A 12,735-nucleotide genomic window follows, 5' to 3' on the forward strand; every position below is an offset into this window, starting at 1 on the left:
CCGTCACCCCCACCGCCGAAATCACCTCCGATCGCAGCTCGTCCGCCAACTGGCGCAACTGGCCAGGCTTCAGCCTGCGAAGATCCTCGGGCGTGGCAACCGTATCCAGCAACGGCGTGTCGGGCGTATCAATCATCCGGCCGGTGTATCGCCCCACCCCGGCATTGTCGATCAAAACCGGCCAAATCCGGCGGCGGGGGCCGTTGCCCGGCGCGGGCCGCCGGCGTCGATCAGCCGGCTGGACAGTGCTTCAGGCGCAGGTCTTGCACTTGCCCCGCACCTCGATGACCGGGCGGACCGGCACGAAACCCGATCCGCTGGCGGCGGCGCGGACGTCGCCGGTGATCCGGTCGTTGTCGAGATGAGTCACCTGACCGCAATCGTCGCAGACCAGGAAGATGCAGTCGTGCAGGCAGTCGGGATGCGCATTGGCGACATAGGCATTGGCGCTTTCCACCCGCCGCGCCAGATTGGCCCCGACGAACAGGTCGAGGATGCGATAGACGCTGTTGGGGGCGACCCGCCGACCCTCGCGCCGAGACACCGCGTCGGCGATGTCATAGGCCGATGCCGGCTTGTCGAAGCCGGCGAGCGCGACGAACACCGCTTCCCGCATCGCCGTCCATTGCTCGCCATGCCCCACCAGCCGCGACTGGGCTGCGTCGGTCAGCGCGCGACCTTCGTGCTCGTGATGGGTGTGGCTGGCCATGGTCGAGGATTTAGGCGCGCGCGCGGCGATCGGCAAGCGGCCCGGCAACGCGCCCTAAGGGATCGCGCGGCGATTGAGCTCGTGGCTGAGCGCGACCAGACCGACGCCGAGCACGGTCGCCGCGGTCTCCCACCAGCCATGCGGCAGGTCGAGCGCGCCCGCCATCACGCCGAGCCCGAAGCCGCCGACCGCCGAGGGGGTCAGCAGGCCGTGGACGAGGATACCGCGGGTCAGCGCCACCGCGCCGAGCAGGCTGGCGGCGATCAGGCCATATTCGTGCAGGCTGGGGCTGAACAAATCGCCCGCCGATGCGAGCACGCCGAGCGACAGTGCGGTCACGATGCAGTGTACGACGCACAGCCCCGACAGGAACACGCCCAGCCGGTCGATCGACCAGGCAGAACCGAACGTGGCGCGGGGCAGGGCGAGACTCGACGACATCGGCGCGGCTATAGCTGCTGGCCGGACAAGTTACAACATATCATTACGGTGAATCCGGCGGGTACGGCGGAGCGGCCGATGGGCGAAGTGCCGTCTCGATTTTGCCCGCGCCAGCGCCTAGATGCAGCCGCGTGTTGCAGCAAACCTCCCCCCGTCACGTCGCGCTGCGTGCCCGTCCGCGCGCTTTGATGTCCTGGCTGTTCGTCGTCGCGGCGTTGATCGTCACAATGGTCGCGGTGGGCGGCATCACCCGCCTGACCGAATCGGGGCTGTCGATCACCGAATGGAAGCCGATATCGGGCACGCTTCCGCCGCTCAACGACGCGGCGTGGCAGGCCGAGTTCGCCGCCTACCGGCGTATCCCCGAATATCAGCTGCTCAACCAGGGCATGACGCTTGCCCAGTTCAAGTTCATCTATTTCTGGGAGTATTTCCACCGCCTGCTCGGGCGATTGATCGGCCTCGCCTTCGCGCTCCCGCTCGCATGGTTCGCGTGGCGGCGGGCAATCCCGGCGGGCTATGCGCCGCGTCTGGTCGCGCTGCTCGCGCTCGGCGGGCTGCAGGGTGCCATCGGGTGGTGGATGGTCGCCTCCGGGCTGAGCGCGCGCACCGATGTCAGCCATTACCGCCTGGCGGTGCACCTTCTGACTGCGCTGTTCATTCTGGCGGGCGTGGTGTGGACCGCGCTCGATCTGCGCGCGCTGGCGCACGATCCCGCGGCGCGTCCCGCCCGGCTTCGCCCGCTGGCGATCGGCGTCGCGCTGGTCCTGTTCGTCCAGCTGCTGTTCGGGGCCTATACCGCCGGGCTCAACGCGGGGCACGTCACCGACCAGTGGCCGCTGATGAACGGCGCGCTGCTGCCGCCCGGTGCCGAATGGTCGTTCGCCGCGCTGGTCGGCGATCCGTTCGTCATCCATTTCGTCCACCGCTGGTGGGCCTGGGTAGCGGTCGCGGCGCTGGTCGTGCTGGCCCGGGCGGCCCGCCGCGCCGGTGCGCGTGGCGCGTCGATCGCGATCCATTGCGCATTCGGCGTGCAGATCCTGCTCGGCATCGCGACGGTGATGAGCGGCGTCGCGCTGACGCTCGCGGTGCTCCACCAACTGGTCGGCGCGCTGCTGGTCATCACGGTCGCCTGGGGTGCCCATGCGATCGGCGCGGACCGGCGCGTCCGCGCATGACGCTGGCGGTCCTCTACACGACCTTCCCCGACGCGGCGACGGCCGAGCGGATCGGCGCGACGCTGATCGCCGAGCGGCTGGCGGCGTGCGTCAACCTCCTGGCACCCTGCCGCTCGCTGTTCGCGTGGGAGGGGCGGATCGAGCAGGCGCAGGAGGTGCCCGCGCTGTTCAAGACCGCATACGACCGCGCCGACGCGCTGGCCGCAAGGCTGGCGGCGCTGCACCCCTATGACTTGCCGGTGATCGAGCAATGGGCCGCCAGCGCCGGGTTCGAGGCGCAGGCGTGGGTCGATGCTGCCACTCGCGGCTGAACCCCCGGTCGTCCTGGCCGTGCAGGCCGATCCGGTGCCGCTGGTCCGCCGCACGCTGCCGGACCAGGTTGCGCGCGGCACCTTCGCCCCCCGGATCGACGCGCCGTATCGCCAGCGGCTGGAACAGACGCGCGTCGTGGCGGGCGAGACCGCGCGCTATACCGCCGAACGCACGGTGCGGTTCGCCCGCGACGGCGAAGGCGGGTTCCGTGCCGAAGTGACGCTGGTGGCGATCGACGGCGGCATCGGCCGCCGCGCGGGTGCGATGTTCGAGGCGGGGCTGCGTGGCCTGTTGCAGCGAACAATGGTCTTTCACCTCGATGCCGCAGGCGACATCCGGTCGCTCGACGGGGTGTCCGGGCACTGGTCCGCCTATCTGGACGGGCTGGGCGGACAGCAGCCGTCGGGCGCGGGCGGCGACGCGCGGCGGGCGCGGCTGGCCGAACTGACCGCGCCGATGCGCAGCCTGCCGCCCGAACGTCAGGCACGGCTGCTCGGGTCGGCGCTGAGCGAGCTGATCGATCCGCGCGCCGCTGCCCGCGCGGGCGCGCCGCCGCAGCCGCTCACGCGCGAGGTTCGCTCGCCGCTCGGCGGCCGGGTGACGCTGACCGGCAGCGTGCGCGCGATCGCCGATGCGGGCGGGCTGGTCGTCGAGGAGGAGAACGCCGCCGGCGTCCTCACCGCCACGCGCACCGATGCCGCGGGCGAGATGCAGGTGCGCGAAACCCGGCGGATCGACCCCGCGACCGGGCTGATCGTGTCGCGCGTCCGACGCGAGCGGATCGTCATTCCGGCGGGCGAATCGGTCATCACCACCCGCACGACACTGGCTGCGGAATAGCCCCGGTATTCCAATACCCGTCAGCAAATCGGCCCTATGCTTGACGAATCGGCGCGTCTGCGACATTGGTGGCCCACAACGCGCTGCCCGCACGGGTGGCGCGCTGCTGTTTGGGGCGACGCCCGGAACGCAGATGGTCCTCGAAACGAAGGTCGAAAGCCCATGAAGGCGCTGATGAAGACCACCAAGTCGGTCAAGCCGCACGAGGTGGAGAAGAAGTGGCATCTGGTCGATGCCGATGGCCTGGTGGTCGGTCGCGCGGCGACGATCATCGCCAATGTTCTGCGCGGCAAGCACAAGACCAGCTTTACCCCCCACGTCGATTGCGGCGACAACGTGATCGTCATCAATGCGGACAAGGTGCGCTTCACCGGGCGCAAGGCGACGCAGAAGATGTACTACAAGCACACCGGCTATGCCGGCGGCCTGAAGGAAGTGCGCGCCGACAAGATCCTGGAGGGCCGCTTTCCCGAGCGCATCCTGGAAAAGGCGGTCGAGCGCATGATCCCGCGCGGTCCGCTGGGCCGCGAGCAGATGCGCAACCTGCGCATCTACAAGGGCGCCGAGCATCCGCATGACGCGCAGAACCCCGAAATCCTCGACATCGCGGGCATGAACCGCAAGAACAAGGTGGGCGCATAATGTCCGACAATCGCCAGTCCCTTTCCGATCTGGGTGCGGTGGTGCAGTCGCAGCCGGCGACCGCGCCGGTCGACGGCGACGCCGCGCCTGCCGCCCCCGCGCGCGAGCCCGCGCCGCTGCGCCAGCAGGAACTCGACGCCTATGGCCGCGCTTATGCTACCGGCCGCCGCAAGGACGCGGTCGCGCGCGTCTGGTTGAAGCCCGGTTCGGGCAAGATCGTGATCAACGGTCGCGACCAGGAAGTCTATTTCGCGCGCCCCACGCTGCGCCTCGTCATCAACCAGCCGTTCGGCGTTGCCGAGCGGACCGGCCAGTATGACGTGATCTGCACGGTCAAGGGCGGCGGCCTGTCGGGCCAGGCCGGCGCGGTCAAGCACGGCATCGCCCAGGCGCTGACCAAGTATGAGCCGGTGCTGCGCGCCCCGGTCAAGGCTGCGGGCTTCCTGACCCGCGACAGCCGCACGGTCGAGCGCAAGAAGTACGGCCGCGCCAAGGCCCGCCGCAGCTTCCAGTTCTCGAAGCGTTAATCGGGCTCCCGGACCTTTGTTCGGGCAAATTGAAACAGGGCGGTTCGCGACGTGCGGCCGCCCTGTTTCGATTCCGGGCGCATCCATCGCGCGCTTCGTCGTCGACCGGGGTGCCGGTGCCACGTCGCGATTGCGCGGCGTCACCCGCAGGCGCATGAACGGCCGCGCGTTCCGCCTCTCCCAGTCGATCGGTGCGTTCTGAAATGACTACCCGCGAAACCACCTCGTACCTTACCCGCGCCAGCGACCATCTCTGGCCCGCCGATGTGCGCAAGTCGCTGGCCGACCGCCTGTTCACCATCGCCTGGGGCGCGATCCAGTGGCCGTGGCTGGCGCGCAGCCTGTCGGGCGGGTCGCCCCACCACAAAGCGGCGCTGCTCGCGGAGATCGGCCTGCCTGCCGACGCGCTGCCCAATCTGGGCAGTTGGAAGGCGGATACCGGTTTCCTGGCGCTGATCGTCGAACATATCCGCGCAGCCCGGCCGCAGACGGTGGTCGAACTGGGAACCGGCGCGTCGAGCCTGGTCGTTGCCAGATCGCTCCAGCTCTATGGGGGAGGTCGCCTGATCAGCTGCGACCAGCATGCCGATTTCGTTGCGGCGACGCATGCCTGGCTCAACGAGCACGGCGTCGATGCGGAGATTCGCGCGACGCCGTTCCGTCGCGCTCCCGCCGGCTGGCCGGGCGTGTGGTACGACCACGGGCCGCTCCCCGATCGGATCGACCTGTTGCTGATCGACGGACCGCCGTGGACGATCCACCCCTTTGTGCGCGGCGCGGCGGAGACGCTGTTCGACCGGCTGCCGGTCGGTGGCACGATCATGCTCGACGACGGCGCACGGCCGGGCGAGCGCGTGGTCGCATCGCGTTGGCGCAAACGCTGGCCCGATTTCGACTTCGAACTGGTCAATCGCGGCACCAAGGGCACGTTGATCGGCACCCGCCTGCGCTGACGCCTCAATCCATCATCCGGTGGCGCGTGGTGATCGCGCCGTCGGCGATCACCAGCTCGTTGAACGAAGGCGGGGCGTCGCGCAGCCGCTCGGACAGCGTCCCCGCGCCGATCAGCCGGACGGTCGCATCGTCGATGCGGTGCGCGATGTCGAACGGGTAATGGACATGCCCGGTCAGCACCGCGTCCGCGCCGCGCCGCGTGAGTGTCTCCAGCGCGGCGCGCCCGCCATGCGTCCGGGCCCGGGTGCGCGTCTCGGCATCGATCAGCGGATGGTGGCACGCGATCAGGACGACGTGATCGTCGGGAACGGTATCGAGCAGCGCCAGCGTTTCCGTAAGCGCGCGTTGCCCGACGCGCCCCTGCGCCCAGTTGAGCCGCCACTGCGCGCGCGCCGTGGTGCGCAGCGGCACGATCGACACGCCCGCAAGCGACAGCGGCCGCTCGATCATCGCCTCGACCGCGCGATAGCGGCCATAGGGATTGAACAGCCGCGCCAGCGGGTTGAAATAGGGCAGGTCGTGGTTGCCGACCTCCACCGTCACCGGCCGCCCCAGCGCCGCCAGCCACTCGGCCGCCGCCGCGAACTCGCGCCGCCGCGCGCGCATGGTCAGGTCGCCGGTGACGATCACCGCGTCGGGCGCCTCGTGTGCGACGGCAGCGGCGAACCAGTCGAGCGCGGCGCGGTCCTCCGCCCCGAAATGGATGTCGCTCACATGGAACAGCCGGGTCATGCCGCCTCCGCGCGCGTGGCGAGCAACTGGGTACGAGACTGCGTGGCGCGCAGCCGTGCACCGGGGGCCAGCGTGACCGGCTCGCCGTCGAACAGTGCCAGTACGGGCCGCCGTTCGGCATTCCAGAGTTCCGCCGCCTCGCCGGCCTGGACGGCCCGCGCGGCGACCCATTCGCCGGTCAGCCAGCTCCAGCCGAGCCCGACAATCCCCCGCCAGTCGCGCGCGTCGATCCCCGCGACCAGCATCCGGGGCGTTGCGGGCCGCACGAACACTGCCTGACAGCCGCGCTGCAGCCCGGCGACGCCGCCGACTCGCACGCCCCGGCCAAAGGTGCGTCGCCAGGCCAGCCGTGCGGCCGCCCACAGCCGGCGCAGCTGGCGTCCGCGCGCCGCCTCGCGCGCGCGAAACCAGCTCGCCGCCGGGCCGATGATGACGCCGACAAAGGCCCGGTGCGCGCCGGCTTCGATCACCGGTACCGTCGTCCGCCGTCCGGCCGTGTGTGCGGCGTGGATGATCTCCGCCGGGTCGACGCTGTCGTGCAGCGCCTTGGCCAACAGGTTCATCGTGCCGCCCGGCAGGATCAGGAACGCGCCCGACCACGTTTCGAGCGCGACGAGCGTGGCGTTGATCGTCCCGTCGCCCGCGAACAGGACGATGGTGTCGGCTCGCGCCGCGTCGAGCGTGGCGGCCGTTGGCAGATCCTCGTCGGGGAAGCGGGTGCGACCGACCAGCGCCAGCCCCCGCTCGGCGAACACCGCCTCCAGCGCCTCGCATTTTTCGGGCGTCGCAGAACCCGACCCCGGATTGGTGATGAACCACAGCCGCTGCATGGCCGCTCAAACGCGCGGTGGCGCATTTGGCCGCACGCGTGGCAATTAATGCCGTGCCGCGCGCTGTGCATGCGCGCGGGCGATGCGTTGCAACTGCGGCCGCACGCGCAGGAACCCGCGATAGGCACGTTCGAGCAGCGCGAGGACGAACGGGTGGCGCGCGGCGAGTCCAAACGGACGCAGCCGCGGAATTGCGCGCCACATCGCCGCGAACGCCGCCGCGCCCGACAGGAGCCGGCCGTCCTCCTCCGCGTGAAAGCGTGCGAGCAATGCGCTACGGTCCAACGGGCAGGTTGCCGCACCCGCGTCACCTGCGACATCGACGAAGCAGATGGTTCCGCGCCGGTCCATCCGCCGCATCCACGCGATTTCCCGCCGGCAAAGCGGGCAGTCGCCATCGAACCAGACCGTTACCCGCGTCATCCGTGCTACATCGGACGCCGGGGCGCGCAGGACAAGCTGACCCAAAGGACAGGCCAACGCATGTCGACCGCGATCATCGGAGCCGGAATCGCCGGGCTCGCCTGTGCCGACGCGCTGGGCGGGCCGGCGGGCGATGTGCGCATGTTCGACAAGGCGCGCGGACCCGGCGGGCGCATGTCGACCCGCCGGGTCGAGATCGACGGCGTCATGACGGGGTTCGACCATGGCGCGCAATATTTCACCGCGCGCGACCCCGCTTTCGTCGCCCGGGTCGGGGCGTGGGCGGGGGCGGGCATCGTCGCGCGCTGGCCGGTCGCCGGTGACGACGCATGGGTCGGCACCCCGGCGATGAACGCGCCCGTCCGCGCGCTCGCCGCGACCCAGCAGGTCGCATGGTCGACTCAAGTCACCGCGCTGGCGCGGGACGGGAATGGCTGGCGACTGACCTGCGCCGACGGGACGCAGACCGGGGCGTTCGACCGCATCGTCGTCGCGCTGCCCGCCGAACAGGCGGCAGCTCTGCTCGCCGACGTTGCCTCCGACCTGGCCGAGCGGGCCGAGGCGGCGCCGTCCGAGCCGTGCTGGACGGTGATGGCTGCGTTCGCCGCGCCCTTGCCGCTGCCCGATGTCCTGCGCGACCGCGGCGACATTGGCTGGGCGGCGCGCAACAGCGCCAAGCCCGGCCGCGGCCCGATCGAGACCTGGGTCATCCAGGGATCGCCCGCCTGGTCGCGCGCATGGATCGAGGCGGAGGGGGCGGCCGTCGCCGACCACCTGCGCGCGGCACTCGCCGGGCTGGCGGGCACGCCGCTGCCGCTGGCGCTGCATGTCGCGGCGCATCGGTGGCGCTATGCCCGCTCGGGCAATGCCGGGGCGGGGGCGGTGTGGGATTCGGCACGGCGGATCGGGCTGTGCGGCGACTGGCTGGCCGGGCCGCGCGTCGAGGCCGCGTGGCGCTCCGGCACGCAGCTCGCCGCGCTGATGGCGGCGGCGTGACGATCGCCATCCCGACTCGCGCCGAGGGCCTTGCCCGGCTGGATGCGTTCGCCCCGCATATGGGGCGCGCCTATGCCGACCGCCGCAACCACGATGCCGGGCCGGACGGCGCGGCGACGGTGTCTGTCCTGTCACGCTATGTCCGCCACCGCCTGATCGAGGAGCGCGAGCTGATCGACGCCGCGCTGACGCACCACGGCCCCGAACGCGCCGACAAATGGATCAGCGAGGTCTTGTGGCGCGGCTATTTCAAGGGCTGGCTCGAACAGCGGCCGAGCGTCTGGCGGGCCTATCTCCACGACCGCGACGCCGCGCTCGCCGATCTGGCGCGCGGCGGTACCCATGCGGCCGGCTATGCGCAGGCGATTGCCGGCCGCACGGGCATCGATTGCTTCGACGCGTGGATCGGGGAACTCGTGGCACGCAACTGGCTGCACAATCACGCGCGCATGTGGTTTGCCAGCATCTGGATCTTCACGCTGCGCCTGCCGTGGCAACTGGGTGCGGACCTGTTCCTGCGTCACCTGATCGATGGCGATCCGGCGTCGAACACGCTGTCTTGGCGCTGGGTGGCGGGCCTGCACACGCGGGGCAAGACCTATCTCGCGCGCGCCGACAACATCGCGCGCCATACCGGCGGCCGGTTTTCGCCGCGCGGTCTGGCCGATCACGCCGCGCCGCTGGTGGAGCAGGTCGACCACCCGCTGGTGCCGCTCGCCCCGCCGCCGCCGCCGGCATTGCCCGGCCGTTACGCGCTGCTGATCCATGACGATGATTGCCGGGCGGAATCGCTCGCGCTCGCCCATCCGCCCGCGCGCGTCATCGGGCTGTCGGCGGCGGATGGGCGCAGCGCGGGGACGGCGGACACCGTGACCGGCTTCGCGGACGGGGCGGTCGACGACGCGCTGGCGCGTGCGTCGGCGGCGTTTGGCTGTTCGCCGTGCCGCGTCGCCTCCGCGGGCGAGGTCGCCGCCGCAGCCGCCGCGCACGACCTTGATACGGTCGTCGCCACGCATGCCCCGGTCGGGCCGGTGCGCGATGCGCTGGCGGATGCGGGCATCGCGATGCTGCCACCGCGCGATTACGATGGTGCATTGTGGCCGCTGGCGACCGCAGGGTTCTTCCGGGTCAGGGCCGGGGCACCCGACGCGTTGCGCCCGATCGGCCTCGCGCTCTAGGCACGCGGACGTCAGGCGACCTTGCGCTCCTCGCGGTCGAACAGTTTTTTCAGCTCGTCGGCGGGCAACGGCTTGCTGAAGTAAAAGCCCTGGATCTGCGAACAGCCCTGTTCGCGCAGGATGTCGAGCTGCTCGACATTCTCGACGCCCTCCGCCGTGGTTTCCATGCCCAGCGCATCCGCCAGCGTCGTGATCGACCGGATGATCGCGGTCGCGCCCTCATTGGCCATCAGGTCGATGATGAAGCTGCGATCGATCTTCAGCTTGTCGAAGGGGAAGCTGCGTAGATAGCTGAGCGACGAATAGCCGGTGCCGAAATCGTCGAGCGCCACGCGCACGCCCAGCGCGCGCAGGCTGTGCAGCGACGCCAGCGTCGCTTCGATATTGTCGATGAACAGGCTTTCGGTGATCTCGAGCTCGAGCCGGCCCGGGTCGAGTCCGCTGTCAGCGAGCGCGCTGAGGATCGTCGCGTTGAGGCCGGGGTTGCGAAACTGGACGGGGGAGATGTTGACGGCGACGCGCACGTTTTCGGGCAGCTGGATCGCCATCCGGCACGCCTCGCGCAGTACCCATTCGCCGATCGGCACGATCAGCCCGGTGTCTTCCGCCAACGGGATGAATTCGACCGGCGATACCAGTCCCCGTGTCGGGTGATTCCAGCGCAACAGCGCCTCGAACGCCGCAACCCGGCTTTCGGCCAGGTTGAACAGCGGCTGGAACATCAGGAACAGGCGCCCGTCATTGAGGGCGTCGTGCAGGTCGAGCTCCATCTCGCGGCGCGCGCGGGCCTCCGCATCCATCGCCGCTTCAAAGAAGCGCGCGCAGTTCTTGCCCTCCGACTTGGCGCGATAGAGCGCAAGGTCGGCATTTTTGAGCAGGGTCGTGACGTCGCTGCCGTCCAGGCTGGCGATGGCGACGCCGACCGTCGTGCCCGGCACGATGCGGTGGCCGTCGATCCGCGCCGGCCGCGCAACGGTATCGATGATGTCATGGGCGATCCGGTCGAACGGCCGGTGTTCGGGCAGCAGCAGCGCGAATTCATCACCCCCCAGCCGGGCGACGAACCCGTCGTCGCCCACCAGCGTGCGCAGCCGCGCGCCGATTTCGCACAGCAACGCATCGCCCACCGGGTGGCCGAGCGTGTCGTTGACCGCCTTGAAATTATCGAGGTCGAGGCAGAACAGCGCCATCCGTCGCGCACTCCGCGCGTTCTTCAGCACCAGCTGGACATGCTCGCGCAGCAGCGCGCGATTGGGCAGGCCCGTCAGGCTGTCGTGAAACGCCATATGCGCGATCTGTCGCTCGCGCGCGTCGATATCGACGACCATCTGGTTGAAGCTTTGCGCCAGCCGGCCCAGCTCGTCATTGCCGGATACCGGCACCTGCGCCTGTTCGCCGGCGCTGACCCGCTGTGCGGCGCGGTCGAGCTCGCGCACCGGCCGCGCGATCGCGCGCGCCAGGAAGGCGCTGCCCGTGACGGCGACGATCACGCCGATGATGCCCAGGATGGCCAGGATGTTGAAGATCGGCCGATACTGGCCGAGCGCATCGGTCAGGCTGAACTGAAGCACGAGCAGATGGGCCGCGGCGGGGTCGAAACTCTGGATCGGGCGGGTCTGGATCAGGATCCGTTCGCCGTCCTCGATACGCTCGATTCCGGCGCGGGCGGCCGGATCGCGCAGCGCGCGCTCGACCCGATCGACCGGACGCACTTCCGGCTTCAGCTTGAACGCGGTGAGTTGCGACAGGCTGGTCATTTCCGCTTCGTCGAGCGATTTGGCAAAGACCACCCAGCCGAGCAGCATCGGCGCCTCGACCGGGGCCGCAATCGCCGCATAGTCGCGGTCGCCCAGCCGGAGCACGCCGCGGTCGGCACCCTGATCGAGCAGCGCGGGCAACCGTTCGGCCTGGCGCGGGTCGAGGCGGCCTCGATAACCGATCAAGTCGCCGTCGATTGTGACCACGAACGCCTGGTCGAGGACGAGGCGGCGCTTCAGGCTGTCGAGCGCCGATTCGATCGTCGGTGCGTCGGCGCTAGCGACGGCGGCACGAAATCCGTAATCGATCGCCAGCACACGGCCCGCATCGGCGAGCTGCGAATAGCGCATCGTCGTGATGCGATCGAAAATCTCGCCGCCGGCTTGAAGCTCGGCGCGGACCGCGCGCTCGGCATAGCGATCGATGCCCCAGCGCGCGCCGCCCAGCATCAGCGCCACGGCCGCGCCGAACAGCAAGGCGTAGAACAGCGTCAGCTTGCGCGACAGCGACCCGCTCGCGTGCAGCCGCGCCGCGATCCGGGCGACAGGGACGAAGCGCGCCATGCCGGTCACCGAAGCTGGAGCTGGACCTGGCGGGCCAACTGGCCGGTCGCGGCGAACACCATCGTCTGAACGATTTCGTTGTCGCGCGCACGCGATCGCGGGTGCCAGACCGTGACCCGCGCCGGGCCGGCCGGAACCGCGGCGATCCGGGCGATGCCGTCACCGCCCGTGGCGATCGCATATGGCGTGTCGACGACCTTGATGAATCCGCTCATGCGGTCGTGGATGTTGCAGCCCAGCGCGACCGCGCCGGGGGTCTTGAAGGTGTAGCTGCGCACCTCGTCGCGCCCATAGAGCTTGAGCTCGAAACGCGCGGGCTTGGAAAAGGAATAGATGTGGTGACGCACCTTGTCTCGGTTCGGAAAGGCAACGCTCGCACCGACCGGGACGATCAGGACATGGGGCTGGAACGCGATGTCGCGCTGGACCATCGTGGTTCCCCAGGGAAACCGGATCGGCCGATCGGACACGCCACCAGCGGGCATCACCGTCACCACCGCATCGCGAATCGGTGTTCCGGCGGCATCGACCACCCGAAGCTCCAGCTCGCCTGCCCACGCCGGCACCGTGGAGAGCGCGGCGATTGCGCAAACTGCGGAAAACTTCACCATGGCCGCCGGGATGGATCAGAAACTTCAACATCGCGTTAAGC

The 12,735-nt window shown here is 69.9% G+C and carries 16 protein-coding genes; 8 read left to right on the top strand and 8 right to left on the bottom strand.

Annotated features, from left to right (window positions below; translation table 11 throughout):
• The 3 genes from GO308_RS18685 to GO308_RS16140 form a co-directional block, all read right to left on the bottom strand.
• Window positions 1–136, bottom strand: a 136-nt coding sequence (locus GO308_RS18685) for a 1-deoxy-D-xylulose-5-phosphate synthase N-terminal domain-containing protein (RefSeq protein ID WP_276616636.1), incomplete at its 3' end; no start/stop codon positions are given.
• A gap of 114 nt (window positions 137–250) precedes the next feature.
• Window positions 251–709: a transcriptional repressor gene (locus GO308_RS16135; RefSeq protein ID WP_066481291.1), complete on the bottom strand. Its 459-nt coding sequence runs from the start codon at window positions 707–709 to the stop codon at window positions 251–253.
• A 54-nt stretch (window positions 710–763) separates the two neighbouring features.
• Window positions 764–1,150, bottom strand: coding sequence for a MerC domain-containing protein (locus tag GO308_RS16140; RefSeq protein ID WP_240886174.1), 387 nt, complete (start codon window positions 1,148–1,150; stop codon window positions 764–766).
• A gap of 188 nt (window positions 1,151–1,338) precedes the next feature.
• On the opposite strand from GO308_RS16140, the gene GO308_RS16145 reads away from it, so the two are divergent.
• The 6 genes from GO308_RS16145 to GO308_RS16170 all read left to right on the top strand — a co-directional run bounded on the left by GO308_RS16145 (window position 1,339) and on the right by GO308_RS16170 (window position 5,602).
• On the top strand, window positions 1,339–2,328 hold the full coding sequence (locus tag GO308_RS16145) for a COX15/CtaA family protein (RefSeq protein ID WP_240886175.1): 990 nt from the start codon (window positions 1,339–1,341) through the stop codon (window positions 2,326–2,328).
• On the top strand, window positions 2,325–2,639 hold the full coding sequence (gene cutA, locus GO308_RS16150) for a divalent cation tolerance protein CutA (protein ID WP_240886176.1): 315 nt from the start codon (window positions 2,325–2,327) through the stop codon (window positions 2,637–2,639). The genes GO308_RS16145 and cutA overlap by 4 nt, the downstream gene beginning before the upstream one ends.
• Window positions 2,620–3,480 (top strand): hypothetical protein, encoded by an 861-nt coding sequence (locus GO308_RS16155; RefSeq protein WP_240886177.1) that lies wholly within the window; start codon window positions 2,620–2,622, stop codon window positions 3,478–3,480. The genes cutA and GO308_RS16155 overlap by 20 nt, the downstream gene beginning before the upstream one ends.
• A gap of 162 nt (window positions 3,481–3,642) precedes the next feature.
• On the top strand, window positions 3,643–4,122 hold the full coding sequence (gene rplM / locus GO308_RS16160; RefSeq protein ID WP_082731241.1) for a 50S ribosomal protein L13: 480 nt from the start codon (window positions 3,643–3,645) through the stop codon (window positions 4,120–4,122).
• The gene (gene rpsI, locus GO308_RS16165; protein ID WP_082731240.1) at window positions 4,122–4,649 is read left to right on the top strand and encodes a 30S ribosomal protein S9; all 528 of its coding nucleotides are present in this window, start codon (window positions 4,122–4,124) and stop codon (window positions 4,647–4,649) included. Before rplM ends, rpsI begins: the two co-directional genes overlap by 1 nt.
• A 203-nt stretch (window positions 4,650–4,852) precedes the next feature.
• On the top strand, window positions 4,853–5,602 hold the full coding sequence (locus GO308_RS16170) for a class I SAM-dependent methyltransferase (RefSeq protein ID WP_240886178.1): 750 nt from the start codon (window positions 4,853–4,855) through the stop codon (window positions 5,600–5,602).
• A 4-nt stretch (window positions 5,603–5,606) separates the two neighbouring features.
• Here GO308_RS16170 and GO308_RS16175 read toward each other — a convergent pair whose 3' ends face one another.
• From GO308_RS16175 to GO308_RS16185, 3 genes are read right to left on the bottom strand one after another with little or no spacing between them, the layout of a single operon-like run.
• On the bottom strand, window positions 5,607–6,335 hold the full coding sequence (locus GO308_RS16175; RefSeq protein ID WP_240886179.1) for a metallophosphoesterase: 729 nt from the start codon (window positions 6,333–6,335) through the stop codon (window positions 5,607–5,609).
• A complete protein-coding gene (locus GO308_RS16180; RefSeq protein ID WP_066672351.1) occupies window positions 6,332–7,165 on the bottom strand; it encodes a diacylglycerol kinase family protein in 834 nt (277 codons plus the stop codon). The genes GO308_RS16175 and GO308_RS16180 overlap by 4 nt, the downstream gene beginning before the upstream one ends.
• Before the next feature lie 45 nt (window positions 7,166–7,210).
• The gene (locus GO308_RS16185; RefSeq protein WP_240886180.1) at window positions 7,211–7,588 is read right to left on the bottom strand and encodes a DUF393 domain-containing protein; all 378 of its coding nucleotides are present in this window, start codon (window positions 7,586–7,588) and stop codon (window positions 7,211–7,213) included.
• A 60-nt stretch (window positions 7,589–7,648) separates the two neighbouring features.
• Between GO308_RS16185 and GO308_RS16190 the strand changes: the two genes are divergently transcribed.
• Window positions 7,649–8,584 carry an NAD(P)-binding protein gene (locus GO308_RS16190; RefSeq protein ID WP_240886181.1) on the top strand — a complete coding sequence of 312 codons (936 nt, stop codon included), beginning with the start codon at window positions 7,649–7,651 and terminating at the stop codon, window positions 8,582–8,584.
• Entirely contained in the window at window positions 8,581–9,762 is a 1,182-nt protein-coding gene (locus tag GO308_RS16195; RefSeq protein ID WP_240886182.1) for an FAD-binding domain-containing protein, read from the top strand. Before GO308_RS16190 ends, GO308_RS16195 begins: the two co-directional genes overlap by 4 nt.
• Before the next feature lie 11 nt (window positions 9,763–9,773).
• Here GO308_RS16195 and GO308_RS16200 read toward each other — a convergent pair whose 3' ends face one another.
• Window positions 9,774–12,083 (bottom strand): EAL domain-containing protein, encoded by a 2,310-nt coding sequence (locus GO308_RS16200; RefSeq protein ID WP_240886183.1) that lies wholly within the window; start codon window positions 12,081–12,083, stop codon window positions 9,774–9,776.
• 5 nt (window positions 12,084–12,088) lie between these two features.
• Entirely contained in the window at window positions 12,089–12,694 is a 606-nt protein-coding gene (locus tag GO308_RS16205) for a plastocyanin/azurin family domain protein (protein WP_066550697.1), read from the bottom strand.
• Window positions 12,695–12,735: the final 41 nt, after the last annotated feature.

The organism is Sphingomonas sp. SFZ2018-12 (assembly GCF_022496715.1).
GTDB lineage: Bacteria > Pseudomonadota > Alphaproteobacteria > Sphingomonadales > Sphingomonadaceae > Sphingomonas.

Coding starts and splice junctions, on each gene's coding strand:
- GO308_RS16190 (WP_240886181.1), top strand. CDS start 7,649: ATGTCGACCGCGATCATCGGAGCCGGAATCGCCGGGCTCGCCTGTGCC.
- GO308_RS16185 (WP_240886180.1), bottom strand. CDS start 7,588: ATGACGCGGGTAACGGTCTGGTTCGATGGCGACTGCCCGCTTTGCCGG.
- cutA (WP_240886176.1), top strand. CDS start 2,325: ATGACGCTGGCGGTCCTCTACACGACCTTCCCCGACGCGGCGACGGCC.
- GO308_RS16205 (WP_066550697.1), bottom strand. CDS start 12,694: ATGGTGAAGTTTTCCGCAGTTTGCGCAATCGCCGCGCTCTCCACGGTG.
- GO308_RS16155 (WP_240886177.1), top strand. CDS start 2,620: ATGCTGCCACTCGCGGCTGAACCCCCGGTCGTCCTGGCCGTGCAGGCC.
- GO308_RS16170 (WP_240886178.1), top strand. CDS start 4,853: ATGACTACCCGCGAAACCACCTCGTACCTTACCCGCGCCAGCGACCAT.
- GO308_RS16175 (WP_240886179.1), bottom strand. CDS start 6,335: ATGACCCGGCTGTTCCATGTGAGCGACATCCATTTCGGGGCGGAGGAC.
- GO308_RS16200 (WP_240886183.1), bottom strand. CDS start 12,083: ATGGCGCGCTTCGTCCCTGTCGCCCGGATCGCGGCGCGGCTGCACGCG.
- rpsI (WP_082731240.1), top strand. CDS start 4,122: ATGTCCGACAATCGCCAGTCCCTTTCCGATCTGGGTGCGGTGGTGCAG.
- GO308_RS16135 (WP_066481291.1), bottom strand. CDS start 709: ATGGCCAGCCACACCCATCACGAGCACGAAGGTCGCGCGCTGACCGAC.
- rplM (WP_082731241.1), top strand. CDS start 3,643: ATGAAGGCGCTGATGAAGACCACCAAGTCGGTCAAGCCGCACGAGGTG.
- GO308_RS16180 (WP_066672351.1), bottom strand. CDS start 7,165: ATGCAGCGGCTGTGGTTCATCACCAATCCGGGGTCGGGTTCTGCGACG.
- GO308_RS16140 (WP_240886174.1), bottom strand. CDS start 1,150: ATGTCGTCGAGTCTCGCCCTGCCCCGCGCCACGTTCGGTTCTGCCTGG.
- GO308_RS16145 (WP_240886175.1), top strand. CDS start 1,339: ATGTCCTGGCTGTTCGTCGTCGCGGCGTTGATCGTCACAATGGTCGCG.